Annotated in this window: 27 protein-coding genes; 14 read left to right on the forward strand and 13 right to left on the reverse strand. The window is 66.3% G+C overall.

The genetic code is table 11. The features are described from left to right. Position 1: 1 nt before the first annotated feature. The 4 genes from AArcSl_RS00175 to AArcSl_RS00190 are packed head-to-tail and all read left to right on the forward strand — an operon-like array spanning position 2 to position 4,347. Positions 2-1,762, forward strand: coding sequence for an ATP synthase subunit A (locus AArcSl_RS00175; protein WP_119813564.1), 1,761 nt, complete (start codon positions 2-4; stop codon positions 1,760-1,762). Between the two features lie 3 nt (positions 1,763-1,765). Continuing rightward, positions 1,766-3,199 carry an ATP synthase subunit B gene (locus tag AArcSl_RS00180; protein ID WP_119813566.1) on the forward strand — a complete coding sequence of 478 codons (1,434 nt, stop codon included), beginning with the start codon at positions 1,766-1,768 and terminating at the stop codon, positions 3,197-3,199. Between the two features lie 6 nt (positions 3,200-3,205). Beyond that, positions 3,206-3,952, forward strand: a complete 747-nt coding sequence (locus tag AArcSl_RS00185; protein WP_119813568.1) for a V-type ATP synthase subunit D — start codon at positions 3,206-3,208, stop codon at positions 3,950-3,952. Continuing rightward, the gene (locus tag AArcSl_RS00190) at positions 3,949-4,347 is read left to right on the forward strand and encodes a DUF6276 family protein (RefSeq protein ID WP_119813570.1); all 399 of its coding nucleotides are present in this window, start codon (positions 3,949-3,951) and stop codon (positions 4,345-4,347) included. The genes AArcSl_RS00185 and AArcSl_RS00190 overlap by 4 nt, the downstream gene beginning before the upstream one ends. A gap of 30 nt (positions 4,348-4,377) precedes the next feature. On the opposite strand, the gene argF is transcribed toward AArcSl_RS00190, so the two are convergent. From argF to upp, 11 genes are all read right to left on the reverse strand, one after another. Further along, positions 4,378-5,331, reverse strand: coding sequence for an ornithine carbamoyltransferase (gene argF / locus AArcSl_RS00195; RefSeq protein ID WP_119813572.1), 954 nt, complete (start codon positions 5,329-5,331; stop codon positions 4,378-4,380). A gap of 24 nt (positions 5,332-5,355) precedes the next feature. Then, the gene (locus AArcSl_RS00200; RefSeq protein ID WP_119813574.1) at positions 5,356-6,510 is read right to left on the reverse strand and encodes a [LysW]-lysine hydrolase; all 1,155 of its coding nucleotides are present in this window, start codon (positions 6,508-6,510) and stop codon (positions 5,356-5,358) included. Then, on the reverse strand, positions 6,510-7,646 hold the full coding sequence (locus tag AArcSl_RS00205) for an aspartate aminotransferase family protein (RefSeq protein ID WP_119813576.1): 1,137 nt from the start codon (positions 7,644-7,646) through the stop codon (positions 6,510-6,512). The genes AArcSl_RS00200 and AArcSl_RS00205 overlap by 1 nt, the downstream gene beginning before the upstream one ends. A gap of 1 nt (position 7,647) precedes the next feature. After that, positions 7,648-8,658, reverse strand: coding sequence for an acetylglutamate/acetylaminoadipate kinase (locus AArcSl_RS00210; RefSeq protein ID WP_119813578.1), 1,011 nt, complete (start codon positions 8,656-8,658; stop codon positions 7,648-7,650). Continuing rightward, positions 8,655-9,704: an N-acetyl-gamma-glutamyl-phosphate reductase gene (gene argC / locus AArcSl_RS00215; RefSeq protein ID WP_119813580.1), complete on the reverse strand. Its 1,050-nt coding sequence runs from the start codon at positions 9,702-9,704 to the stop codon at positions 8,655-8,657. Before argC ends, AArcSl_RS00210 begins: the two co-directional genes overlap by 4 nt. After that, positions 9,701-10,627, reverse strand: a complete 927-nt coding sequence (gene lysX / locus AArcSl_RS00220; RefSeq protein WP_119813582.1) for a lysine biosynthesis protein LysX — start codon at positions 10,625-10,627, stop codon at positions 9,701-9,703. The genes argC and lysX overlap by 4 nt, the downstream gene beginning before the upstream one ends. A 2-nt stretch (positions 10,628-10,629) precedes the next feature. Then, positions 10,630-10,800: a lysine biosynthesis protein LysW gene (gene lysW, locus AArcSl_RS00225; RefSeq protein WP_119813584.1), complete on the reverse strand. Its 171-nt coding sequence runs from the start codon at positions 10,798-10,800 to the stop codon at positions 10,630-10,632. 136 nt (positions 10,801-10,936) lie between these two features. Then, positions 10,937-11,113, reverse strand: coding sequence for a hypothetical protein (locus AArcSl_RS16725; RefSeq protein WP_154670797.1), 177 nt, complete (start codon positions 11,111-11,113; stop codon positions 10,937-10,939). Next, positions 11,110-12,579 (reverse strand): argininosuccinate lyase, encoded by a 1,470-nt coding sequence (argH, locus tag AArcSl_RS00230; protein ID WP_119813586.1) that lies wholly within the window; start codon positions 12,577-12,579, stop codon positions 11,110-11,112. Before argH ends, AArcSl_RS16725 begins: the two co-directional genes overlap by 4 nt. A 1-nt stretch (position 12,580) precedes the next feature. Next, positions 12,581-13,852 (reverse strand): argininosuccinate synthase, encoded by a 1,272-nt coding sequence (locus AArcSl_RS00235; protein ID WP_119813588.1) that lies wholly within the window; start codon positions 13,850-13,852, stop codon positions 12,581-12,583. Positions 13,853-14,177: 325 nt separating this feature from the next. After that, the gene (gene upp, locus AArcSl_RS00240; protein WP_119813590.1) at positions 14,178-14,855 is read right to left on the reverse strand and encodes a uracil phosphoribosyltransferase; all 678 of its coding nucleotides are present in this window, start codon (positions 14,853-14,855) and stop codon (positions 14,178-14,180) included. Positions 14,856-14,986: 131 nt separating this feature from the next. Here upp and pyrG point away from each other — a divergent pair, with 131 nt between their 5' ends. From pyrG to AArcSl_RS00265, 5 genes are all read left to right on the forward strand, one after another. Next, complete coding sequence (gene pyrG / locus AArcSl_RS00245) at positions 14,987-16,687, forward strand: glutamine hydrolyzing CTP synthase (RefSeq protein WP_119813592.1); 1,701 nt, start codon at positions 14,987-14,989, stop codon at positions 16,685-16,687. Beyond that, a complete protein-coding gene (gene guaA, locus AArcSl_RS00250; RefSeq protein ID WP_119813594.1) occupies positions 16,687-17,604 on the forward strand; it encodes a glutamine-hydrolyzing GMP synthase in 918 nt (305 codons plus the stop codon). The genes pyrG and guaA overlap by 1 nt, the downstream gene beginning before the upstream one ends. Before the next feature lie 18 nt (positions 17,605-17,622). Continuing rightward, the gene (locus AArcSl_RS00255; RefSeq protein ID WP_245883308.1) at positions 17,623-17,988 is read left to right on the forward strand and encodes a DUF7126 family protein; all 366 of its coding nucleotides are present in this window, start codon (positions 17,623-17,625) and stop codon (positions 17,986-17,988) included. A gap of 209 nt (positions 17,989-18,197) precedes the next feature. Then, positions 18,198-18,728 (forward strand): hypothetical protein, encoded by a 531-nt coding sequence (locus AArcSl_RS00260; protein ID WP_119813596.1) that lies wholly within the window; start codon positions 18,198-18,200, stop codon positions 18,726-18,728. Positions 18,729-18,731: 3 nt separating this feature from the next. Continuing rightward, positions 18,732-19,451 carry a DUF4382 domain-containing protein gene (locus tag AArcSl_RS00265; protein WP_119813598.1) on the forward strand — a complete coding sequence of 240 codons (720 nt, stop codon included), beginning with the start codon at positions 18,732-18,734 and terminating at the stop codon, positions 19,449-19,451. A 73-nt stretch (positions 19,452-19,524) separates the two neighbouring features. Here the strand turns inward: AArcSl_RS00265 and AArcSl_RS00270 are convergent, their stop codons facing one another. Beyond that, positions 19,525-20,016: a type II toxin-antitoxin system VapC family toxin gene (locus AArcSl_RS00270; RefSeq protein ID WP_245883311.1), complete on the reverse strand. Its 492-nt coding sequence runs from the start codon at positions 20,014-20,016 to the stop codon at positions 19,525-19,527. 6 nt (positions 20,017-20,022) lie between these two features. After that, complete coding sequence (locus tag AArcSl_RS16730) at positions 20,023-20,334, reverse strand: hypothetical protein (protein ID WP_154670798.1); 312 nt, start codon at positions 20,332-20,334, stop codon at positions 20,023-20,025. A 152-nt stretch (positions 20,335-20,486) separates the two neighbouring features. Here AArcSl_RS16730 and AArcSl_RS00280 point away from each other — a divergent pair, with 152 nt between their 5' ends. The 5 genes from AArcSl_RS00280 to AArcSl_RS00300 all read left to right on the forward strand — a co-directional run bounded on the left by AArcSl_RS00280 (position 20,487) and on the right by AArcSl_RS00300 (position 25,898). Next, positions 20,487-21,134 carry a class I SAM-dependent methyltransferase gene (locus AArcSl_RS00280; protein WP_119813603.1) on the forward strand — a complete coding sequence of 216 codons (648 nt, stop codon included), beginning with the start codon at positions 20,487-20,489 and terminating at the stop codon, positions 21,132-21,134. 77 nt (positions 21,135-21,211) lie between these two features. Further along, complete coding sequence (locus AArcSl_RS00285) at positions 21,212-22,618, forward strand: signal recognition particle protein Srp54 (RefSeq protein WP_119813605.1); 1,407 nt, start codon at positions 21,212-21,214, stop codon at positions 22,616-22,618. Positions 22,619-22,622: 4 nt separating this feature from the next. Continuing rightward, positions 22,623-23,984: an MFS transporter gene (locus tag AArcSl_RS00290; RefSeq protein WP_119813607.1), complete on the forward strand. Its 1,362-nt coding sequence runs from the start codon at positions 22,623-22,625 to the stop codon at positions 23,982-23,984. Positions 23,985-24,039: 55 nt separating this feature from the next. Next, on the forward strand, positions 24,040-25,134 hold the full coding sequence (gene hemC / locus AArcSl_RS00295) for a hydroxymethylbilane synthase (RefSeq protein ID WP_119813609.1): 1,095 nt from the start codon (positions 24,040-24,042) through the stop codon (positions 25,132-25,134). After that, a complete protein-coding gene (locus AArcSl_RS00300) occupies positions 25,131-25,898 on the forward strand; it encodes a uroporphyrinogen-III synthase (protein WP_119813611.1) in 768 nt (255 codons plus the stop codon). The genes hemC and AArcSl_RS00300 overlap by 4 nt, the downstream gene beginning before the upstream one ends. Positions 25,899-25,913 lie beyond the last annotated feature (15 nt).

Here is a 25,913-nt window from a genome sequence, read left to right on the forward strand (position 1 = left end):
CATGAGCCAAGCGACACAACAGGAGACCACCGACACCGGTGTCATCCAGCGAGTCAGCGGACCGGTCGTGGTCGCCCGCGATCTCGACGCCCGCATGAACGACGTCGTCTACGTCGGCGACGAAGGGTTGATGGGGGAAGTCATCGAGATCGAGGGTGAGACCACGACCATACAGGTGTATGAAGAGACCTCGGGGGTCAGCCCCGGGGAACCCGTCGAGAACACGGGCGAACCCCTGACGGTCGACCTCGGCCCGGGGATGCTGGACGCTATCTACGACGGCGTCCAGCGTCCCCTGGACGTGCTCGAAGAGAAGATGGGGAGCCCGTACCTCGATCGCGGGGTCGACGCCCCGGGGATCGACCTCGAGGCGACCTGGGAGTTCGAACCGACCGTCGAGGAAGGCGACGAGGTCGAACCCGGAGACGTCGTCGGCATCGTCGAGGAGACGATCACCGTCGACCACAAGGTGATGGTACCGCCGGACTTCGAGGGTGGCGAGGTCGCCGCGATCGAGGCCGGCAGCTTCACCGTCGACGAGACCGTCGTCGAACTCGACAACGGCGAAGAGGTGACGATGCACCAGGAGTGGCCGGTTCGGGAGCCGCGTCCGACCGTCGAAAAACGGACGCCCCGGTCGCCGCTGATCTCGGGACAGCGCATCCTCGATGGACTGTTCCCGATCGCGAAGGGTGGTACGGCGGCGATTCCGGGACCGTTCGGGAGCGGAAAAACTGTCGCCCAGCACCAGCTCGCCAAGTGGGCCGACGCGGACATCGTCGTTTACGTCGGCTGTGGCGAACGCGGCAACGAGATGACCGAGGTGATCGAGGACTTCCCCGAACTGGAGGACCCGAAAACGGGCAACCCACTGATGGCCCGCACCTCGCTTATCGCGAACACCTCGAACATGCCCGTGGCGGCCCGGGAATCCTGCGTGTACACCGGCATCACGATCGCCGAGTACTACCGCGACATGGGCTATGACGTCGCGCTGATGGCCGATTCGACCTCCCGATGGGCGGAAGCGATGCGGGAGATTTCCTCCCGACTCGAGGAGATGCCCGGCGAGGAAGGGTATCCGGCGTACCTGGCGGCCCGTCTTGCGCAGTTTTACGAACGGGCCGGGTACTTCGAGAACGTCAACGGCACCGAAGGGTCGGTGTCGGTCATCGGTGCGGTGTCGCCACCGGGCGGTGACTTCTCGGAACCGGTAACCCAGAACACACTGCGGATCGTGAAGACGTTCTGGGCGCTGGACGCCGACCTCGCCGAGCGCCGTCACTTCCCGGCGATCAACTGGGACGAGTCGTACTCGCTGTACCGCGAACAGCTCGATCCCTGGTTCACCGAGAACGTGGCCGACGACTGGGCGGAGATCCGCCAGTGGGCGATCGACACGCTCGACGAGGAGGGCGAACTCCAGGAAATCGTCCAGCTGGTCGGCAAGGACGCCCTGCCGGAGGACCAGCAGCTCACCCTCGAGGTGGCACGCTACCTCCGGGAGGCGTACCTCCAGCAGAACGCGTTCCACGACGTCGACACGTACTGTGAGCCAGCGAAGACGTACCGCATCCTCACTACCATCAAGGCGTTCAACGACGAGGCGTTCTCCGCGCTGGACGCCGGCGTTCCGGTGGAGGAGGTCACCGACGTCGACGCCGCGCCGCGGCTCAACCGCATTGCGGTCCAGGAGGAGTACGAAGAGTACGTCGACGAGCTCGTCGACGACCTCACCGAACAGCTCCGTGCGCTCTACTGAACCATGAAAGAGTACCAGACTATCACAGAAATCAGCGGCCCGCTGGTGTTCGCCGAGGTCGACGAGGCGATCGGCTACGACGAGATCGTCGAGATCGAGACCCCACGAGGGGAGATCAAGCGGGGCCAGGTGCTGGAATCCTCGGAGGGTCTCGTGGCCATCCAGGTGTTCGAAGGCACCTCCGGTATCGACCAGAACGCGTCCGTCCGGTTCATGGGCGAGACGCTGAAGATGCCCGTCACGGAGGACCTGCTCGGACGGGTGATGGACGGCTCGGGGCAGCCGATCGACGGCGGTCCCGACATCGTTCCCGAGGAACGCCGCGACATCGTCGGCGCGGCGATCAATCCCTACTCCCGGGAGTATCCCGAGGAGTTCATCCAGACGGGCGTCTCCGCCATCGACGGGATGAACACGCTCGTTCGCGGCCAGAAGCTGCCGATCTTCTCCGGATCGGGGCTGCCCCACAACGAACTTGCACTCCAGATCGCCCGCCAGTCGACTGTCCCGGAGGAAGACGTCGGCGGCGATGATGGTGGCGAAGGGGGCGATGGCTCCGAATTCGCGGTGATCTTCGGCGCGATGGGGATCACCCAGGAGGAGGCAAACGAGTTCATGGCCGACTTCGAGCGCACCGGTGCGCTCGAACGGTCGGTCGTGTTCATGAACACCGCCGACGACCCCGCCGTCGAACGGACGGTCACCCCGCGGCTGGCGCTCACCACAGCGGAGTACCTGGCGTTCGACAAGGGGTATCACGTGCTCGTGATCCTCACGGACATGACCAACTACTGTGAGGCGCTTCGGGAAATCGGCGCGGCCCGCGAGGAGGTGCCGGGCCGCCGCGGCTACCCCGGATACATGTACACCGACCTGGCGACACTGTACGAGCGTGCCGGCCGGATTCAGGGCCGGGACGGGTCGGTCACGCAGATTCCGATCCTCACGATGCCCGGCGACGACGACACCCACCCGATCCCCGATCTGACCGGCTACATCACCGAGGGGCAAATCTACGTCGACCGCGACCTCAACTCCCAGGGGATCCAGCCCCCGATCAACGTGTTGCCCAGCCTCTCGCGGCTGATGGACGACGGGATCGGCGAGGGGCTCACCCGTGCGGACCACGCCGACGTCTCGGACCAGATGTACGCCGCCTACGCCGAGGGAGAGGACCTCCGCGACCTCGTGAACATCGTCGGTCGCGAGGCCCTCTCCGAGCGGGACAACAGGTATCTCGATTTCGCCGACGCGTTCGAAAACGAGTTCGTTCAGCAGGGGTACCAGACGAACCGCGTCATCGACGAGACCATCGATATCGGCTGGGATCTGCTCTCGACATTCCCGAAAGAGGAGCTCAACCGGATCGACGAGGAGCTGATCGAACAGCATTACCGCGAGGAGGAGACCGACCGCCAGGTCGTCGAAGCGGAGTAATCATCCATGGCCAAGGACGTCAAACCGACGCGCAAAAACCTCATGGCGATCGAGGACCGGATCGATCTCTCCGAGCGCGGCCACGACACGCTCGAGCAGAAGCGCGACGGCCTCATCATGGAGTTCATGGACATCCTCGATCAGGCCCAGGACGTCCGGTCGGAACTCGACGCCGACTACCAGACCGCACAGCGGAAGATCAACATGGCACGGGCCATGGAGGGCGACGTCGCAGTCCGGGGTGCGGCGGCGGCGCTGAAGGAGTACCCGGAGATCACGACTCAGTCGAAGAACATCATGGGCGTGGTCGTCCCACAGATCGAGTCAACCAAGGTTCGCAAAGACCTCGACGAGCGCGGCTACGGGCTGCTCGGCTCCTCGGCCAGGATCGACGAGACCGCCGACGCCTACGAGCAGCTCCTGGAGACGATCATCCTCGCGGCCGAGGTCGAGACCGCGATGAAAAAGATGCTCGAGGAGATCGAGACCACGAAGCGTCGGGTCAACGCCCTCGAGTTCACGCTGTTGCCCGAACTGTACGACAACAAAGAGTACATCGAGCAGAAGCTCGAGGAGCAGGAACGCGAGGAAATCTTCCGCCTCAAAAAGATCAAAGCGAAAAAAGAGGAGGAAGAAGCCGAGGAGAAAGCCGAGGCCGCGGCGGAGGCCGAAAGTGCGGAGAAAGCCGAAGCCGCAGCGGAGGACGAGACGCCCCGCCTCGGACAGACCGACTCCGAACGGTCGGATAGATGACGCCCGAACCCTGTTCCCGATGTGAGGCTCCCACCGTCGCCTTCACCGTCCCAGCGGAACTCAGGGAACACGTGGACGATGTGATGGCGGCGTCGATCTGCACCGACTGTCTGTTGCTCGAACCGCAGGACGAGCCCGAAGCGACTGCGTCGCCAGAAGACGCCGAATTCGGAACGCTTCCGTTTCCCGATGGCGAGGGCGGGGTCGCAACCGCGATTGCTGTCGGTCTGCTCGAGTCGCTTGCGCTGAACCGTCCGGCGATCGAAGCGTGTCTCGAGTACGCCGAAGGCCAGGGCGCAGACGTCTTTCTGGCGCTCGACCGGCTCGCCGAAGCCGACGTGAACCCGTCGTTCGATCCGGCCAGACGGAAAGCACAGCTCGAAAATCTGCTGTAGTCCACCGGTTCAATTGGCGAAGCGGTGTCGTTACTCCGCGAGCAACTCGACGATCAGCGCCTTCTGTGCGTGAAGCCTGTTTTCCGCCTGGTCCCAGACCAGTACGCGGTCCGATTCCATCACTGCGTCGGTGATCTCCTCGCCGCGGTGGGCCGGCAGGCAGTGCATCACCTTCGTATCGGTTCCCGCGAGCAACTCCTCGTTCACCTGGAACCCGTCGAAGGCGGCGAGCTTCCGTTCGCGTTCGTCCTCCTGGCCCATGCTCACCCACACGTCCGTGTAGACGACGTCGGCGCCGGCAATCGCGTCCTCGGGATCCGTCGTCACGGTCGGTGCCCGCCCGAGTTCGCCGGCGCGTTCGATCACGCCGTCTTCCATCGCGTACGCCGCCGGCGTCGCGACCGTCACGTCGATCCCCGCCATCGCCGCCCCGAGGACGAACGACTGCCCGACGTTGTTGCCGTCGCCGATCCAGGCGACGGAGACGTCGTCGTCGAAGTGTTCCTGCAACGTGAGCAGGTCGGCGAGAGTCTGACACGGGTGGGCGTCGTCGCTGAGGCCGTTTATCACCGGACAGTCGGCGTACTCTGCGAGCGTCACCACGTCCTCGTGGTCGAACACCCGCGCCATCACGATGTCGACGTACCGTCCCAGCACCCGCGCGGTGTCCCGCAGCGGTTCGCCGTGGCCCAGTTGGATATCGTCGGGGCCGAGGAACATCGCGTGGCCGCCGAGCTGTGTCATTCCGGTTTCGAAGGAGACGCGCGTTCGCGTGCTGGGCTTTTCGAACAACATTCCGAGAGTGACGTCCGACAGCCGCGATCCGTCCTCGCTGGCTTTCATCGCGGCGGCCCGATCGAGAACTCGCTGTAGCTCCGCCGGCGTGAGGTCGTCGATGTCGACGAAGTCGGTCGCACTGATCCCGGAGGGAGAGCCCTCCGACGTTTCTCCGGCCGCGGTGTCGGGGTCTTTTGAGTCTGTCATCGTCCAAATCGTCTTGTTCGAGCGTTAGTCGTCGTTCGATACGAACCGTTCACAGACGGCAGTCAACACGCGGACGCTCCGGTCGAACTCCGAAAGCGACAGGTGTTCGTCGGGAGCGTGATCCAGCGCCGAGTCGCCGGGGCCGTACGTCACCATCGGGCGGTCCCAGGCGGCAGCATACAGGTTGACGTCGCTGGTGCCGGTTTTTCGCAGCAGCCGCGGATCGCCGCCCTCGCCGCGGATCGCCACCCGGAAGGCCCGGGCCAGCTCCCCCCGCGGATCGCCCATCACCGGCGGGATCGGCTCCTTCCAGGTGACTGTTCCCCCTTCGAGTTCCGCCTCGGCACGTTCCCGAACCGCCTCGACGGTGGTCGAGGGAGGGACCCGAAGCTGAACGTCGACGGTCGCCTCCACCGAGAGGCCGTCGGCCGAGAGCCCGCCGTCGAAACCGACGGGTTTCGTCGTCACCTGCTCGAAGACCGGCGTCCACTCGTCGGGCTCGAACGCCTCCTCGACCCGGTTCCACCACGCGATCGCGTCCTGAATCGCGTTCGGCTCCGGCCGGGAGGTGTGTCCCGACTCGCTGGTAGAGACGTAGGTTCCGGCCAGGAAACCGCGATAGCCGAGCGTGACGCCGTCCCAGCCGGACGGTTCGCCGTTTATCACCGCCTCCGGCGGGGAGCGGTCCTCGACGAGGTGACGGGCCCCCCGGGAGTCGGTCTCCTCGCGGACGACGCCGACGAACGAGGCGCCGGTACGGACCGCCGTGACCGCCATCGCGGTGAGGGGGCCCGTCGCGTCGACGCTTCCCCGGCCCCACAGTTGGTAGTCATCCTCGCTGTCCGCCTCGTCACCGTGGTCACCGTCAGCGTCCGTCTCGGCCTCCCGGATCTCGACGGGAACTTCGCCCGGAACCGTATCGACGTGGGAGGTCAAAAGTACCGCGTCGTCCCCGGGTGCCCGGACGTTGCCGACGTCGTCGAGCCACACCTCCCGGCCGTTCGCCTCGAAGAAGGCGGCGAGCCGTTCGGCCGCCGCGCGCTCCTCGCCCGAGGGCGACGGGATCGACACCAGGTCGTACAGCAGGCCACGACCGGTCGTGTTCAGCGCCGGGTGGTGCCCCTCGTCGCTGGCGTCACCCACGTCGGTCACGCCGTCGACGGTGTCGGGAGCACCCATCACGAGAGAACCTCCGTCACGGCGTCGACGACCCGGTCGGCGTGGGACTGCTCGACGACCAGCGGCGGCAGGAACCGAACAACCGTCCGGCCGGCCGGCAGCGCGAGCACCTGCTGGTCGATCGCGAGGTCCCTGAGAACCCGGTTTGCCCCCCGCTTCACCTCGATTCCGACCAGCAGCCCCGCTCCGCGGACGTCACGAACGGGGAGCTCCTGCTCCTCGGCGGCCGAGGATAGTTCCTCCCGGAAGTACGCCCCGACTTCGCCGGCGTGAGCCGGCAGGTCCTGTTCGACGATCGTTTCCAGGGTCGCGTTCGCAGCCGCACACACCACCGGGCCGCCGGAGAACGTCGAGCCGTGGTCGCCGGCGTCCTCGGTGATCCAGTCGGCACACAGTGTTGCTGCCGCCGGCAGTCCGTTTGCGAGCCCCTTTGCGGTCGTGAGCATGTCGGGGACGACGCCGGCGGCCTCGCAGGCCCACAGCGTCCCCGTCCGACCGAGGCCGGTCTGGATCTCGTCGAAGACGAGCGCCGCGCCCGCCTGTTCGGTTATCTCCCGGGCCCGCTCGAGATAGCTGCCCGATGCGGGGTGGATTCCGCCTTCGCCCTGGACGGGTTCGAGAAACAGCGCCGCCGTCTCCTCGTCGACGGCCGCCTCCAGCGCCTCGGCGTCGCCGTACTCGACGAACTCGATCCCGCCGGCGAGCGGCTCGAACGGCGCCTTGTACTTCTGTTTCCAGGTCATCGCGAGCGCCCCCATCGTCCGGCCGTGGAACGCTCGCTTCGTGGCGACGATCTTTTCCCGGCCGGTCGCGCTCCGGGCGAACTTCATCGCCGCCTCGTTCGCCTCCGTGCCGGAGTTGCACAGCCAGACGTTCGCCAGGTCGCCCGGCGCGATCGACGCCAGCCGGTCGTACAGTTCCGTCCGGACCTCGACGGGATACGACGCCTGGACGTACGTCAGCGTCGCGGCCTGCTCCTGGATCGCATCGACCACCGCGGGATGGGAGTGGCCGAGTGGCGTCACCGCATACGAGGCGCCGAAGTCGAGGTAGCCGGTGCCGTCGGCGGACTGCAGATGGACGCCGTCACCCGACTCGATCTGGATGGGCTTTTCCGAGAAGACGAACCCGCTCATCTCACGCCTCCGTCTCCGAGGTCGTCTCGGTTTCCGTTTCCGCGTCGGTTTCCGCGGCCGCGTCGGTTTCCGGGTTCGATGCGTTCTCAGCATCGACATCGTCGGCGTCGTCGCCGTCGTCGAAACCGAGCGCACCCGGGTCGATCCGGGTGCCGGCTCCGCCCAGCGCGGCGACGACCGGATCCCGGAGGTTGGCGTCCGACACAGTCACGCCGGCTGCACCCCCCTCCAGGGCCTCGACCGCGGCCATCACTTTCTTGGTCATGAATCCCTCGGCGGCGGCCTCGAGCGCCTCGAGTTCCGCGGGTGTGGCGGTCGACTCGATCAACGTCTTCGGATCCTCCGGGTCCGCGTATATCCCGTCGACGTCGGTCAAAAGCACGAGTTCGGCGCCGATTTCGGCGGCGATCGCGCCGGCGGCGCGGTCGGCGTCGGTGTTTACGGGCGTGACGCCGCCGTCCGACTCCTCGCCGGCCATCGGCGGGGAGACCACCGGGACGTAGCCCGCCTCGAGCAGCAGCGACAGTAGCTCGCCGTTGACCGACTCGAGTTTCCCCGAGTGCTCGCCGCGCTTGATCTTCTTTTTGCCGTTCTCGCGCACCCGGACCGCCGACTTGCGCGGCCCCGAAAGGAGCCCCCCGTCCACGCCCGAGAGCCCGACGGCGTCGACGCCGGACTCCTGCAGAAGCGCGACCAGGTCGGTGTTGAGCTTTCCGGGCAGCACCATCGAGAACACCTCCATCGTCTCGGCGTCGGTAAAGCGCCCGGAGACGCCCGAGGGAGTCTCGACGTAGGTCGGCTCCTTGCCGAGCCGTTCGAGCGTCTCGTCGACCGCAGTCGAGCCGCCGTGGACGACGACGACGTCCCGGCCGTCGGCGACGAGATGTGCCACGTCGCCGACGGCGCCCTCCGGATCGACCGCCTTCGCGCCGCCGATCTTCACGACGACGGGTGGCGCTCCGTTCGCCGACTCCGATACCCCTCCCTGTGCGGATAGTTCTGCTCCTGTCATGGCGATCCCACGGGGTGAAGCCCCCCGAACTCCAGGCCGGCGGTTTCCTCGAACCCGAACGCGACGTTGGCGGCGTGGACCGCCTGTCCGGCCGATCCTTTCATCATGTTGTCGATGGCCGAGAACGTCACGACCCGTCCGTTTCCGGGATCGAGTTCGAAGCCGACCTCGGCGTGGTTCGTTCCGGCGACGGCCTTGGGCTCCGGATAGCGATAGACGCCGGATCCCCCGGCGACGAGCCGGACGAACGGTTCCTCCTCGTAGGCCTCGCGGTAGGCCGACCAGAGGTCGCCCTTCGAGACCGGTTCCGGGAAGACGTGTCCCGTCGCGGATGCGCCCCGAACCATGTCCACCGCGTGGGCCGTAAAGGCGACGTCGAGACCGAGGAACGTCTCGATCTCGGCTTCGTGACGGTGACCTGTCGGGGCGTACGGCCGCACGACCCCGGACCGCTCTGGATGCGAAGAGGCCGCGCCCCCTCCCGCGCCACCCTCCGAAGAGCCGACCTTCACGTCGACGACGACGCGGTCGTCGGCGGCGAGGAGTCCGGCGTCGACGAGCGGTTTCAAGCCGAGTATCGTCGCTGTCGCGTTGCAGCCGCCCGACGCGATCAGGTCGGCACCCGGCAGCTGCTCGCGGGTGAGCTCCGGCAGGGCGTACACCGCCCGATCGAGGTACTCCGGCGCGTCGTGACCGTCGTACCACTCCTCGTACGCTTCGGCGGTGTTCAACCGGAAGTCCGCAGAGAGGTCGACGACGGTGTCCGCGGCGTCGAAGAACTCGTCGATCCGCTCCATCGAGACGCCGTGGGGCGTGGCCGCAAACAGGACGTCGACGCTTTCGAGCTCCGCCGGGTCGGTAAACCGGAGGTCGAGTTCCCTGAGGTTCGGATGGACCGAGCCGACGGTCTTGCGGTCGTACGAGCGGGAGGTCGCCTGCACGATCTCGAAGCCGGGATGGCCCGCGAGCAGGCGAAGCAGCTCTCCGCCGGTGAATCCGGATCCGCCGACGACCGCTGTGGAGAGCGCGTCGCTTCCCTCGCTCATACGGCTGATACCTCTGTATCGTCGGTCTCGACTTCGTCGTCGGCGTCTTCGGTTCCGTCGGTGGCTGCGTCGGCTTTCGTCTCGAGCCAGTCGACGACAGCCGCGGGAACGTCGATGTCGACGGTTTCGTTCAGCGCTTTGAACTCCACCGTGTGGTTCACCTCGTGGACCGTGTACTCGCCGGACTTCGCGCCGCCGACCTCCATCAGGTCGACGCCGAGCAGGCCGCCGCCGACGGCGTCGCTTGCCCGTTCGACCAGTTCGAGCGCCGTCTCGTCCAGTTCGAACGCCGCGGTTTCGCTTCCCTTGGCGGCGTTCGTGAGCCAGTGGTCCGACGTGCGCGTCATCGCGGCGATCGGTTCGCCGTCGGTCGCGAGCACGCGCACGTCCCGCCCCGGCTTGTCGACGAACTCCTGGACGTAGAACACCTTGTGCTCGTAGTGTCCGAGCGTCGCCTTGTGCTCGAGGATCGCCTCGGCGGCCGACCGGGACTCGACTTTCGCCATCAGGCGACCCCACGATCCCACGACAGGTTTGAGCACGCACGGGTAGCCGAACTTCTCGATCGTCTCGAGGGCGGCGTCGGTCGTGAACGACACCTCTGTCTCGGGCGTGGGAACCCCCGCGTTCGACAGCGCGAGGGAGTTTTTCACCTTGTTCGCGCAGATGTCGGCCGTCTCCGGGCCGTTGACCACGGGGACGCCGTAGCTGTCGAGGAACCGGGTCGCGTACAGCGACCGGCTCGTCGCGAGACAGCGATCGACGACGAGATCGAGCCCCTCGACGGGCGCCGAGGTCTCTTCGAGTCCGAACTGGTGTTTCCGGACGTCGATCTTCTCCACCTCGTGGCCGCGGTCGCGCAGCTCCGAGAGGAGCAGTTTCTCGTCCTTGCGGATCCGGGAGTAGAGGATTCCGACCTGCAAGTTTACTCCCCCCAGTCCTCTTCGAGCTCCGGGGCTCGGTCGAGGACCGGCGGGTTGACGTCGATTACCTCCAGCTCCGCACCGCAGGTGTCACAGTCGAGTATCTCTCCGGCCTCTAGGTCGTCGTACAGGGTCACATCGGCCCCGCACTCGACGCATTCTGCCTGGCTCATGTCTGTAGGTGATTCTATCGCGGAGAACCCACATAAGGGTTGCGAAACTAAAGTAATTCTTACAATTTCTCAAAGCCGATGCTAAGCGCGTATTACCTGCAAACCGCCGCCATTAGAAATCCGGTATCAGATTTCGTTAGTGTATTTTTGTCCCCTCGCGGGGACGGCGGCGAAAGCGGGACGCCGACCGGCCGCCCGGTGGTCGGTCGGGACCGCCGTCGCGGTCGTCGCGGTCGGGACCGCCGTCGCGGCCGGACGACCGCCGGTCGCGGTCGTCGCGGTCGGACGGCGGTGATTCGGGATCGTCGCTCACACATACGTTGCCACCTCCGCCGCCAGCGTTTTTCTCGCGGTTTCGATCCGGTCGCGACGTTCGTTCGCCGCAGTTTCGTCTGCAGAAACTCCGTCTGTCGCCGCCTCGACCGCAGCCTCGACCTCGTATTCGGCGGGCCCGCCGACCGAGTCGCGACTCGCGACGCTTTCGGCGGGATCGAGCGCGGCGCGGACGTCCTCGCGGCTCACGTGGGCAAACAGCGACTCCCCGGTCACCTCTTCGGCGACCGCGTCAATCTTTGCCGCCGAGACGTCGTTTTCGAACCGTTCGGCCGCCGTCGCGACCACCTCGTGGGCCGTCCGGAAGGGGATTCCTGCCATTGCAAGCAGGTCGGCCACGCCCGTCGCCGTCGAGAACCCCTCGCCCGCGGCGTCGGCAAGCGCCGTCTCGTCCCACGACGCGGTGGCGACCGCGCCGCCGGCGACGTCGGTCGCGTCGATTACTGCATCGACCGCGTCGAAGGCGTGGGGGTGCACGCGCTGGAGATCGCGGTTGTACGCCCGGGGGAGCCCTTTCAGGCTCGAAAGCGTCGCCGTGGCGGCGCCGACCGCATCGCCCGCGACGCCCCGCACGAGCTCCAGCGTGTCGGGGTTTTTCTTCTGGGGCATGATCGAGGAGGTGGACGCGTAATCGTCGTCGAGTTCGAGGAACCCCCGATTCGAGAAGAGCACCAGATCCTCCGCGAGCCCCGAGAGCGTGACGGCGTGGGTCGCGAGCGCTCCCGTCGCTTCCGCGAGGAAGTCCCGGGCGGAGGCGGCGTCCATCGAGTTGCGGACGATCCCGTCGAAGCCGAGCAGCGCTGCGGTCCGTTCCCGGTCGACGTCGAACGGCGTGCCCGCGAACGCGGCGGCGCCCAGTGGCGAGCGGTTCGTCCGGCCGTACGCGTCAAGAAGCCGGGCGGTGTCGCGTGCGACCGCCGACTCGTAGGACAGCAGGTAGTGACCGACAGTCGTCGGCTGGGCCGGCTGCAGATGGGTGTAGCCGGGCATCACCGCCCCGACGTGTTCCTCGGCTGCGGAACACAGCACCTCCCGGAGCGCGATCGTCGCCTCGATCGCGTCCAGGAGGTCCGAACGCAGGCGATACCGAATACACGTCGCAACCTCGTCGTTGCGCGAGCGGGCGGTGTGCATCTTTCCGCCGTCCGGGCCGATCCGGTCGATGACGGCGGTCTCGATCGCCTCGTGGACGTCCTCGCCGGCGGGCAGTCCGTCGTGGCCCGACGCCTCGACGTCGTCGAGGGCCGCGAGGATCTCGCCTGCGGTCTCCCCGTCGATGATTCCCTGTTCTGCGAGCATCACTACGTGGGCACGATCGACCGCGAGGTCGGCGGCGAAGATGCGCCGATCCCCAGCGAGACTCGAGAGGAACTCCCTGGCGGGGCCGCCGCTGAAGCGGTCGCGGCGAACTGCCGTCCCCTCGTGGTCCTCGCCGGCTCCGTTCATTTCAGTTTGTGTTCAGGTCCGATCCGTGTGTGTCGGTTTCCTCGGTTCCGATTTTGTCCCCGCCGTCGGCCGCCAGTTCCGCTTTCGACTCGGCCACCTTTTTCGTGACCTCGTTTGCGAGCCGGCTCTGGAAGCCGTGGTACTTGGCGACGCCGGTGGCGTCGGACTGTTCGATGCCGTCGACGGTTTCGGTGTTGAAGGAGGCGGCCGATTCGGAATACACCGCGTAGTCGCTTTCGCGGCCGACCACGCGTGCTTGTCCCCCCTCGAGTTTGATCGTCACCGTGCCGGTGACCTTCGTTTGGGTCTCGTCGATGAAGCCCTCCAGCGCCGCCACGACCGGCGCGTCGACGAGCCCTTCGTAGCCCTTTTGTGCCCATTCGTTGTCGACGGTCGTCTTGAAGTCGAGCTCCTCTTTGGTCAACACGAGCTGTTCGAGCCCCGCGTGGGCGTTCAAAAGCACCGTTGCGGCGGGGTGCTCGTAGTTCTCGCGCACCTTCAGGCCGAGCATCCGGTCTTCCATCATGTCGGTCCGGCCGACCCCGTGGGCGCCGGCGACGTCGTTGAGGTGCTGGATCAACTCGGCGGAGCCGTACTCCTCGCCGTCGACTGCGACCGGATAGCCGTCCTCGAAGGTGATCTCGAGCAGTTCGGTCTCGCCGGTCGGCGGCTGGGTCCACTCGTAAATCTCCTCGGGCGGAACGTAACTCGGATCCTCGAGTTTACCGCCCTCGACCGACCGGCTCCAGAGGTTCGTGTCGATCGACCAGACCCCCTCGTTGCCGCTCTCGACGGGGAGGCCCTTCCCCTCGGCGTACTCGATCTCCCACTCGCGGGTGAGGCCCAGATCCCGAACCGGTGCGGCGACCTCCATCTCGGAGGCGCGCCACACCGCCTCGAACCTGAGCTGGTCGTTGCCCTTGCCGGTGCAGCCGTGTGCGAGCGCGTCGCAGTTCTGCTCTTTTGCGACCTCGAGGATCGCCTTCGCGATCACCGGGCGAGCGAGGGCGGTCCCCAGCGGGTAGCCCTGATAGGTCGCGTTCGCGCGGACACTCTCGAGACACTGGTTTGCGAACTCCTCTCGCGCGTCCACGACGTAGTGTTCGACGTCGAGCGCTTCGGCCGTCTCGGCGGCCTCGTCGAACTCCGCTTCGGGTTGGCCGACGTCGACCGTGACGCCGATGACTTCGTCGTATCCGTACTCCTCTTTGAGCAGCGGGACACACACCGTGGTGTCGAGTCCGCCGCTGAACGCGAGTGCCGCGCGTGTCATGTAGTTCACTCTGTGGGCTCGCACACCTTAAATTCGTCGCTTTTGTTTACGAAATTAAATGAACTGGATGACTCTGGGGACGCGAAACGGGTGGGGACAGGAAGACAAACTGCAGCCGACGACGGGGTGGGGTTTATAAGTGGCCTCAAAGGGCCGGTCGTCGTCGGGCCGGGCCGGTCGGTCGACCCGGTCGCGACGCTCGTCGCTCTCGGAGAAGGGCGGGACTGCGACGAGCGGTCGCCGTCATTACTGCGTCATAGCGTCGGAACCGTACTAAAAGCTTTCGGGAGGCGGACGACGGTCGCCGTGCAGTCCCCGACTCGCGTCACTTCGTCCGGAACGCCCGGTCGCCGGCGTCGCCCAGTCCGGGAACGATGAACCCGTCCTCGTCGAGTTTCTCGTCGATCGCGACCGTGAGCAACGTCGCCTCCGGGAACTGCTCGTCGACCCGAATCAGTCCGGCGGGCGCAGACAACGCAGACAGCACGAACAGGTCCTCCGGGTCGTTCGCGTCCTCGAGGACGTGATCCAGCACCGCACACATCGTGCTGCCGGTCGCGAGCATCGGATCCGCCACGATCACCGTGTCGTCTGCGGTGATCTCGGGCAGTTTCACGTAGTCGATCGAGATCGGGAACTCGCCGTCCTCGTTCATCCCGGCCTCCTCGTCGCGTCCCGCCGAGATCACGCCCTGTTTCGCGCGGGGGAACGCCTTCAACAGTCCCTCGACGAACGGCGTCGCCGCACGGAGCACGTTGATGATCACGACGTCGTCCAGCCCCGTCACGCGTTCGCCGGTCGTCTCGGCCAGCGGGGTTTCGATGGCGACGAACTCCGTCAGCATCTCGCCGTCGATTATCTCGTAGCCGCAGATCCGGCCGAGTTTGACGAGTCCCTTCCGGAACGCCACCTGTTCGGTCTCGACGCTTCGGAGCTTCGAGAGGGTGTCCTTCGCGAGCGCGTGGGTGATGAGTTTCGCGTGGTCGCGGTCCTCGATGGCCATACCCCTACCGGAGTTCGGGGATCCCTTAAAAGAGGGCGATCCTGCGTCGAGATGCAAGCGGGCGTGGGGATAGTCGCCACTATCCTCGGTGACTCCGAAACGGTTTAGTCGCGCGCTCGCGCACCGTCGGTATGCCGACAGAACCCAACACGGGGTACGATCCATCGCTGGGTCGGAAGTTCGTTTTCGTCACGGGGGGCGTAATGTCGGGGCTCGGGAAGGGCATCACGGCCGCCAGCATCGGCCGTCTGCTCGTCAACGCTGGCTTCGACGTCACCGCCGTCAAGATCGATCCGTACCTCAACGTCGACGCCGGAACGATGAACCCCTACCAGCACGGGGAAGTGTACGTGCTGAAAGACGGGGGCGAGGTCGACCTCGACCTGGGGAACTACGAGCGGTTCCTCGGGATCGACATGACCTCCGATCACAACGTCACCACGGGCAAGACGTACCAGCACGTGATCCAAAAGGAGCGCGCGGGTGATTATCTGGGCAAGACCGTCCAGATCATCCCCCACATCACCGACGACATCAAACGTCGCGTGCGCGAGGCCGCCGAGGGGACCGACGTCTGCCTCGTCGAAGTCGGCGGCACCGTGGGCGACATCGAGGGGATGCCGTATCTCGAGGCGCTTCGGCAGTTCGCCCACGAGGAAAACGAGGAAGACATCCTCTTTACCCACGTGACGCTGGTTCCCTACTCGAAGAACGGCGAACAGAAGACCAAACCCACTCAACACTCCGTAAAGGAGCTTCGCTCGATCGGACTCCAGCCGGACGTGCTCGTGGGGCGCTGCGAGGACGAACTGGAGCCGTCGACCAAGGAGAAGATCGCCCTGTTCTGTGACGTCCCCACCGACGCGGTGTTTTCGAACCCCGACGTCGAGGACATCTACCACGTTCCGCTGGTCGTCGAGGACGAGGGGCTCGACGAGTACGTGATGGAGCAACTGGATCTGGCCGACGAGGCGCTCCCGAAGGCGGACCGCAGCACGCGGTGGCGGGAGCTTGTCACCCGCGAGCGGACCGGGAGCGTCGAGATCGCGCTCGTCGGGAAGTACGCGCTGGAGGACGCGTACATGTCGATCCACGAGGCGCTCAAACACGCCGGGATCGAACTCGGCGTCGAGGTGGACACCCTGTGGGTCAACTCCGACGAGATGCGGGACCACCACACTGAACGGCTCCAGGACGCCGACGGGATCGTCGTCCCCGGCGGATTCGGCTCCCGCGGCATCGAGGGAAAGATCCGTGCGATCCAGTACGCCCGGGAGAACGGCGTCCCGTACCTCGGGCTGTGTCTCGGCTTCCAGCTCGCGGTGATCGAGCACGCCCGCAACGTGCTCGGGCTCGAGGGGGCCCACTCGGCCGAAATCGATCCCGACACGCCGCATCCGGTGATCGATCTGTTGCCCGAACAGTACGAGGTGGAGGACCTCGGCGGAACAATGCGGCTGGGTGCCCACACCACCGAGATCAAACCCGGGTCCCTTGCGGCCCACGTATACGGCGACGACGCCTGTACCGAGCGACACCGGCATCGGTACGAGGTGAACCCCGAGTATATCGAGGATCTGGAGTCGAGCCCGCTTTCATTTACGGGGCGGGCGGACAACCGCATGGAGATCCTCGAGCGCGACGATCATCCGTTCTTTTTCGGGACGCAGTTCCATCCGGAGTTCCGTTCGCGGCCGGACCGGGCGAGCCCACCGTTCGTCGGCCTCTTGCAGGCGGTGATGGGCGAACTCGACACCCGTGAGATCCTCGACGAGAGCCGTCCCGAGACAGATCGTTCGAACGCCGAGGCCGACGAGGAGGTGCGTGCCTGATGGTCGATCCCGAACCGTTCATCGAGGAGGCGATCGAGGAGATCGAAGCCGAGGTCGGCGACGCGAACGCGGTGATCGCGCTGTCGGGCGGCGTCGACTCCTCGGTGTCGGCGACGCTCGCCTACCGGGCGATCGGCGATCAGCTGACGCCGGTGTACGTCGACACCGGCCTGATGCGGAAAGGCGAAACCGAGGAGATTCGGGAGACGTTCTCCTTCATGGACAGCCTGCGGATCGTCGACGCGCAAGACCGGTTCCTGGACGCGCTTTCGGGCGTCACCGACCCCGAGGAGAAGCGCCACGTCATCGGGGAGGAGTTCATCCGCGTGCTCGAACGGGAGGCCCGCGAGACGGGCGCGGACTACCTCGTCCAGGGAACGATCTACCCCGACAGAATCGAGTCGGAGGGTGGTATCAAATCCCACCACAACGTCGGTGGACTCCCGGAGGTCGTCGACTTCGAAGGGATCGTCGAGCCGGTGCGGGACCTCTACAAAGACGAGGTGCGCGAGCTCGCCCGGGAGCTGGAACTGGAGTCGGTGATCTCCGAACGGATGCCGTTCCCCGGCCCCGGACTCGCTGTCCGGGTCGTGGGCGAGGTCACCCGCGAGAAGGTCGAGGTGGCACGCGAGGCGTGTCACGTCGTCGAGGAGGAGCTGGAATCGTACGAACCCTGGCAGGCGTTTGCCGCCGTGGTCGGCAAGGGCACCGGCGTCAAGGGGGACAACCGGGTCCACGGCTGGATCGTCGCCGTGCGGTCGGTGGACTCCCGCGACGGGATGACCGCCCAGGCGCAGGAACTCGACTGGGAGACGCTCCAGCGGATCCAGTCGCGGATCACGAGCCAGCTCGACAACGTCTCCCGGGTCGTCTACGACGTGACCCACAAACCCCCTGCGACGATCGAATACGAGTGACGACGCGAGTGAGAACCCATGACATCTACTGATGCGGACACGGCCGAAACGAATCCGACGAACGCGCGCGTGATAGTCACCGGTCCCGACGAACACGGGCTCGCCGCCGAGCTCGAGGACCGGGGCGCGACGGTCTCCCGGATCCCCGAGATCGTCAACAGCGAAACCCTCGCCGAGGCAGGGATCGAGTCGGCGGCGATCCTGGTGTTGACCGACCTCGGGGAGGCCTCGGCGATCCCGGTCGCAAAGGAGCACAACCCCGACGTGCGGGCGGTGTCGTACAGTCGCCAGTCGCTGCCGGAGTACGCGAAGGCGCAGGCGGACCTGGCGATCGATCCCGATCTCCTTTCGGCCGACGTCGTCGCCGAGGAACTGCTCGGGTAGCTCCAGTTCGGCGAGATCCGCCCGTCCTGCCTCCGGCGCGCGAGGGGACGCGAACGCTCGAACCCCCGTTCGATCCGTCGCTGTTCGGAAACTCCCGGTCGGTTCCAACTTAATTCGGCTTAATTGGCCGGATGACGGATGCAAACCCCGTGAATCCGGCTTTGCTACGTCCACGGTTGAAGTAGGTCTCCACGAAAGGATCGATCGCAATGAATGGAAAAACGCTTTTCGCGATCGCCACTGCGGTCGCGGTTCTGTTTGCCGGCCTCGGCGCAGTCGGCGCCGTTGCTGCCGACCAGTCTCCCGAACAGCCAGGCGACGACGAACTGCCCGAATCCGCCGACGAAGCTGCCGACCACGATCGCGACGCCGATCGCACGAACGAGTCCGACCGTGACCAGGTTCGCGAACACGTGAACGACACCGACGGCGAGTACGGCCCGCACCACGCCGGTGACGGACACGGCCCGCACCACGCCGGTGACGGACACGGCCCGCACCACGCTGACGACGCCGTCGACCGACCCGGTGACGCCGGCCCGATGTGGGGCGTTTCCGACCGCGTTCCGAACCACGTGACGCAGATGCACAAAGAAATGAAGTCGTACTTCGACGAGGAGCCGCCCTACCGGTTCGGTGAGACGATCCGCTCGATCGCCGGCGGCGAGCACCCCTGGAACGACGACCACCCGCGTGACGACCGCGCGGACGACAACCGCCACGGCAACGCAGGTACCTAATCCATGACCGACAGTTCACTCCTCGACCGACGGACGTATCTGAAGGCAACCGGCTCGATCGCTGCGATCGGTAGCGCCGGGATCGCTGGTTGTCTCGACGACGTACCGGAATCCGACGCAACCGGAACACTCGCCACCCGGGTGACCGACCAGCCCGGTGACATCGGCGACTTCGAATCGTGTGTCGTCACGATTCGGGGAATGTGGGTAAAGCCCGCAAGCGACGACGGCGAGGAAGACGAGGAAGACGAGGAAGACGAGGAAGACGACGGCGAGGAAGACGAGGAAACCGACGAAGACGCCGAGGAAACCGAAACTCCCGACGAGAGCGACGCCCGGGAGTACCACGAGTTCGACGAGCCGCAGGAGGCCGACCTGGTCCAGCTTCAGGACGGCGAAACACAGCTCGTCGACGAGCAGGAACTTGCGGCCCGCGAGTACGAGTTCCTCCAGCTCGACGTGATCGACGTCGACGGTACTCTGGTCGACGGCGGCGACGCAGACGTCTCCACGCCCGGGAACGCACCCTTGCAGTTCAAACACCGGTTCGAGATCCGCGAGGGGCAGCGGACCGTCTTCACCGCCGACTTCACACCCGTGCGGCGGGGCGCGACCGAGTCGTATCTCCTTCAGCCCGTCGCGCAGGGAACGACGGTGGAGTACGAGGACGTCGAAGACGAGGAGGACGACGCGGACGGCGAAGACGATTCAACTGAATCGTAATCCCGAGTCGAACTCTCGGTGACTGATCGACGAGAATCTGCTTCGGCAACTACTGTTCACGGCGGGGAGGATGTCACTCTTGGTACGGGAGAGTCGTCACATCGAAGGTATTGTAGTGGCGGTCATAGGTGAGAATGTGATCGATTTCGAGGTGGTCCATATGCGTAGCGATTATGAAGTCAGTGAATGACGCATTTAGGTCGGTCCACTCGACGAACGTCGCTTTGGCGTCATTGAAAACGTCCCCGGTGACGGATTCGAACTGATAGAGTGTACTCTCGTCGAGAGTTGTCAGAAACGACGTTGCGTTCCGCATCGATGCCTGCTTTTTCAGTCGCGTTGCTGCCTCGTCGACGATATGATCGTTGACGACGAGGCGACGATATGGAAGGTCACCATCGCGAACAAAACCCATAAACGCCCGAGAAACTGCATGCATCTGATCTCGGGGGTTGAACAACGCGTACAGGAACTTCGGCCCGACGACGACCTGATGACGGACGTGGCCCGGTCGAAAATGCTCGGGCGTGACCGTTCCCATCGGTGTGTCGACTGGCTCTGCCATGCGAATTCAGGATTGCGCGGACGGATCGTCGGCGAGTGTGAACGACTTGTCGCTGCCGTGCCACTCATCGACGAGATCGTCTTCGTCGCGAGCATCCGTTTCTGACGACTCTGGCAGAGAGTCCGCCTCGAGCTCGTCGAGGACGGTGAACGCCCGATCGTTTGGATCCGGTCGCTGCTGTCGTTCGATCCACTCGATAACGGCCTCGTGTCCAGCTTCTTTGAGTGACAGCCCGTGTTCTCTCGCGAACTCTCGGAACCGTTCGTATTCGTCCTCGTTCAATTCAGTTTGGACGTACTTGGTGTCGTTACTGCTCATACGAATCACTGGTGCTACTACTCTCTATTATCTCATGACCTATAAGATGTTCACATGAAATAGTTCATGTGACCTCTACCGGTCCCTCGGCCCTCCATCGCTGTTCGCCTTCGAACCGGGCGAATTATCTCCCGTGCGGTTCCGTTTCGCCTGTGACCGACGACCGCGACAAATGGAACGAGCGGTACAGGGACGACGACTTCGATCTCCCCGACGAACCCGTCCCCGAGCTTGCGCGCCGGATCGATACGCTCCCGGACGGCCGGGCGCTCGACGTGGCGACGGGAAGCGGACGGAACGCGCTGTTTCTCGCCGAGCACGGCTACGACGTCGCGGCGGTCGACGTCTCCGACGAGGCACTCGCGCAGGCGCGTGCTCGCGCCGAGGAGCGCGGTCTCGACGTCGATTGGATCCGTGCGGACGTCACCGACCCCGAGGGTGATTTCCAGCTCGAATCCCGGGCGTACGACCTGGTCGTCATGAGCTTCTTTTATGCTCCCGAGCTGCTGCCGGAGCTCACGGAGGCGCTCGCACCCGGGGGCGTGCTGGTGTACGAACACCATCTCCGATCGAGCGATCCCATCGAGGTCGGCCCCTCCGACGACTGGGTTCGCTACCGGTCGAACGAACTGCTCCGGGCGTGTCTCGATCTCACGGTGCTTCACTACGCGGAGGCGACCCGCCACGGGAAGGAGGACGACAGGCCCTCGGCGATCGCGACCGTCGTCGCACGCAAGTCCTGTGGCGGCGCTCAGTCGTATCCGGCCGAACGCGACATGCGGGACGTTCCCCGGGAGTAGTCGCAGTCTCCCACGGCGCAGTCGGGCGGAATCGTGAAGGGAAGGCTTTACCGGCCTGACGGCGTACGAGCCGTCAAATGGTACTCGACGACCTCGGGAGTTCCCTCCGGGGAACGCTCAACGACCTCCGCGGGAAGTCCCGCATCGACGAGGACGACGTCGGGGAGGTCGTAAAGCAGATCCAGCGCGCCCTCCTGCAGGCGGACGTCGAGGTCGGGCTGGTGATGGAGCTGTCCGACAGCATCGAACAGCGTGCGCTGTCGGAGGATCCTCCGGCGGGAACGACCGCGCGCGATCACGTCCTGAAGATCGTCTACGAGGAACTCGTCGAACTCGTCGGCGAATCCACGGAACTTCCGCTGGAGCCACAGACGATCATGCTCGCCGGCCTGCAGGGGTCGGGGAAGACGACCACCGCCGCCAAGATGGCGTGGTGGTTCTCGAAGAAGGGGCTCCGACCGGCAGTGATCCAGACGGACACGTTCCGTCCGGGCGCGTACGACCAGGCCAAACAGATGTGCGAACGGGCGGAGGTGGAGTTCTACGGCGACCCCGACGGGGACGATCCCGTCGAGATCGCCCGTGAGGGAATGGAGGCGACCGAGGACGCTGACGTCCGGATCGTCGACACCGCCGGTCGCCACGCGCTGGAGGAGGACCTCATCGACGAGATCGAGGAGATCGAGGCGACGGTTGCCCCGGACGTCTCGCTGCTCGTGCTCGATGCGGCGATCGGGCAGGGTGCCAAAGATCAGGCCCGGGAGTTCGAGCGCTCGGTCGGCATCGAAGGCGTCGTCATCACGAAGCTCGACGGGACCGCGAAAGGTGGCGGTGCGTTGACCGCTGTCAACGAAACCGACTCCTCGATCGCGTTCCTCGGGACCGGCGAGACCGTAAAGGACATCGAGCGGTTCGAACCCTCGGGGTTCATCTCTCGGCTGCTCGGGATGGGCGACCTCAAGCAGCTCTCCGAACGGGTCGAACGTGCGATGCAGGAAACCCAGGAGGAAGACGACGACTGGGATCCCGAGGACCTGCTCGAAGGGCAGTTCACGCTGAAGGACATGCAGCGACAGATGGAGGCGATGAACCGGATGGGCCCCCTCGATCAGGTGATGGACATGATCCCCGGGCTCGGCGGCGGCATGATGGACCAGCTGCCCGACGACGCGATGGACGTCACCCAGGATCGGATGCGCCGGTTCGACATCGCGATGGACTCGATGACCGACGAGGAGCTGGAGAACCCCCGGACTATCGGCCGGTCGCGCGTCGAGCGCATCTCCCGCGGCTCCGGCGTCGAGGAGGAGACTATCCGAGAGCTGCTCGAACAGCACAAGATGATGGAGCAAACGCTCAAGCAGTTCCAGGGGATGGGCGAGGGCGACATGCAGCGGATGATGAAGAAGTTCGGCGGCGGAGGCGGCGCCGGCGGCATGGGCGATCTCGAGGAGCTGGGCGGCGGCAAGGGCCCGTTCGGCTGACGCCGTGGGCCGAAACTCCGGCGGCGGACGTGGCGTCAGTCGACGTCTCCGCGACCGTCTCGGCCGGCTCGCACGCTTCGACGTCCTCGCGCTGACGGCGGCCATCTGGTTTCTCGCGAAGTTCCTCCGGTACGCGTTCCCGCCGCTTTTCGAACCGTTCCAGGCGACGTATGGCGTCTCGAACGCGGAGGTCGGCGCCGCGTTCACCGGGTTCATGCTCGTGTACGCCGCGATGCAGTTTCCTTCCGGGGCGCTCGCCGACCGGCTGGGATCGGTTCGGGTCGTGGTCGCGGGTGCGTCGCTTGCCGCGGTGGGGGCGCTCGCGGTGGCGATCGGCTCTTTCGCGGGGGCGGCCGCCGGTTTCGGCGTCCTCGTCGCGACGATGCTCGTGATGGGCGGGGGGACCGGCGCCCACAAGACGGTCGCGATCCGGCTGCTCGCCCGTGTGTACCCCGCCCGGACGGGGCGGGCGCTCGGCGCGTTCGACACGGTCGGAACGTTCGGGGGCGTGGTAGCGCCGATCGCTGTCGTCGCGTTCACCACCGGGCTGCTTTCGGGGCTGCCGGGCGATCCCTGGCGGTGGCTCTTCTTTTCGGCGGGGCTCGTCGGCGTCGCCCTCGCGGTCGCGTTCCTCCGGCGGGTTCCCGGGCGGCTCGAGGCCGACCACGCCGGGGCCGAACGCTCCGGAACGGAAACAGCCGACACCGATCCCGGCGACGCAGTCGGCGACGAGCGATCCGTCGGGAAGAAGACTGGCTCGAACCCCGGCTTCCGTCGGTACGTGACGCTGTTTTCCGATCCGCGTCTCGCCGCATTCGTCGCCGTGACGCTGTCGTTTTCCTTCGCGTACAACGGGCTGGTGGCGTTCCTCCCGCTGTATCTCACCCGCGAAGCCGGCCTTGCAGCAGCGACCGCCGGCGGGCTGTACAGTTTGCTGTTTCTGGTCAGCTTCGTCCAGCTGTTCTCCGGCGAGGCGAGCGACCGGGCCGGACAGCTCCCCGTCATCGTTGCGGCACTGACGCTGGCCACGGTCGGGGTCGCTGCGCTCGTGGTGCTCCCGATCGCCGGAACGCCCGGCGGGGCCATCGCTGTTGCCGTTGCGGTCGCCGTCGGCGGGCTCGGAATGCACGGATTCAGGCCGGTGCGTGGCTCGTATCTCATGTTCGTGCTTCCCGACGACATCGCCGGCGGCGCGCTCGGGGTCGTCCGCACCGGGCTGATGGGCGCGGGTGCGGTCGCCCCCGTGATCATCGGTGTCATCTCTGACGGGCTGGGGTTCCGGCCCGCCTTCGGGCTGCTTGCGGCCGCGATGGCTGCGGCGGCGACGATCGCCGCGGCGCTGTGGCTCACCAGAGAGCGGGCGTGATCTCGGCGCCGATCGGAACTGGTGTCCTTTTCACCTCGCGCCGATCACACTCTGTATGGACGAGGGAACGTTACGGCTCGCGACACGGGGATCGGTACTCGCGCGCCGACAGGCGACGACCGTCCGCGACTCACTGTCGAGTCGACGACTCGACGTGGAACTCGTGGAGATCGAAACGCGCGGGGACCGCATCACCGACGAACTGATCCACCGGCTCGGCCGAACGGGGGCGTTCGTCAGAGCGCTGGACGAGGAGGTGCTCGAGGGGGACGTCGACGCGGCCATCCACTCGATGAAGGACATGCCGACGGAGTTCCCCGGGGACCTGGCCGTCGCCGGCGTCCCGGAACGGGCACCCGCCGGTGACGTGCTCGTCACGCCCGACGGGACGCCGTTCGAGGCGCTTCCCGACGGCGCGACCGTCGGTACGTCGTCGCTTCGTCGGGGCGCACAGCTCTCCAACGCGCGTCCGGATCTCGAGATCGACCCGCTCCGGGGCAACGTCGACACCCGATTGGAGAAGCTGCTCGCCCCCTCGCTACAGCGGGAGCACGAACGGCGGCTGAACGCCGAATCCGACGAGGCGTTCGACGAGGACGTCTCGTTCGACCGCACCACCGACGAGTGGTTCGACGACCTGACTGAACTCGAGCGGAACGCGCTGGGGCGGACGGTCGACTCGGAGTACGACGGAATCGTGCTCGCGGAGGCCGGTCTGCGTCGGAGTGGCCTGTTCGACGACGTCGAGACGGAGCGGCTCGAACGCTCGCGATTCGTCCCCGCCCCCGGACAGGGGGCGATCGCGGTGACCGCCGCCGATCCGGACGTGATCGACCTGATCCGGTCGCGCATCGACCACCCGCCGACCCGGATCGCCACTACCGCCGAGCGGACCGTCCTCGCGGAGCTCGGTGGCGGCTGCATCGCGCCGATCGGCGTCAACGCCATCCTGCAGGGCGAGTACGTCCACACCCGGGCACAGGTGTCGAGCACAGACGGGGAGACGGTCATAAACGACACCCGGGATCTCCCGGTCGAATCACACGCGGAGGCTGCCGCGGCGTTCGCCGACGACCTCGCAGACCGGGGCGCAGCCGACCTCATCGAGGAGGCCCGCGAACGCGCCGAGGAAGAGGGGGGAGACGCGTGAGCTCACGGCCACGTGTCGCGGTGTTCCGCCCGGACGACGACCGCATCCGGACGGCGGTCGAGCTGCTCGAGGAGCTGGGGGCCGCACCGATCGCCGATCCGATGCTTGCAGTCGAGCCGACCGGCGCCGTCCCGCGGCCGGCGGAGTTCGTCGTTCTCACGAGCAAGACCGGCGTCGAACTCGCTGCCGAAGCGGGCTGGTCCCCCGAAAACGCCGGCCCGGATGGCGAGGCGGCGATCCTCGTCGCGATCGGCCCGGCGACGGCAGCGGCAGCCCGCGAGGCGGGCTGGTCCCCCGATGTCGTTCCCGAGGAGTACACCTCGGCCGGGCTCGTGGAGACGCTCGAGGGCCGGGTCGACGGCCGAACCGTCGAGGTCGCGCGCAGCGACCACGGCAGCCCGGTGCTTCTCGAGGGGCTCCGGGCGGCCCGTGCCGACGTCCACGAGACGATCCTTTATAAACTGGTCCGCCCGCCCGAGTCCGGTCGATCCGCCGAACTCGCCGCGCTCGGCGACCTCGATGCGGCGGCGTTCACGTCGTCGCTGACGGTCGAACACTTCCTGGAGGCGGCCGAGGATCGGGACGTTCACGAGGACGCCCTCTCCGGGCTCGATCGCGCAATCGTCGGCGCGATCGGCGATCCGACACGGGACACGGCCGAGTCTCACGGCATCGCCGTCGACGTCGTGCCGGACGAGGCCACCTTCGAGGCGCTCGCCCGCGCCGTGGTCGAGGCCGCGACGCGCCGGGCGGAGTCCGAATAGCTCCCGAAAACAGCG

It is taken from the genome of Halalkaliarchaeum desulfuricum, from assembly GCF_002952775.1.
GTDB classification, from domain to species: Archaea; Halobacteriota; Halobacteria; order Halobacteriales; family Haloferacaceae; genus Halalkaliarchaeum; species Halalkaliarchaeum desulfuricum.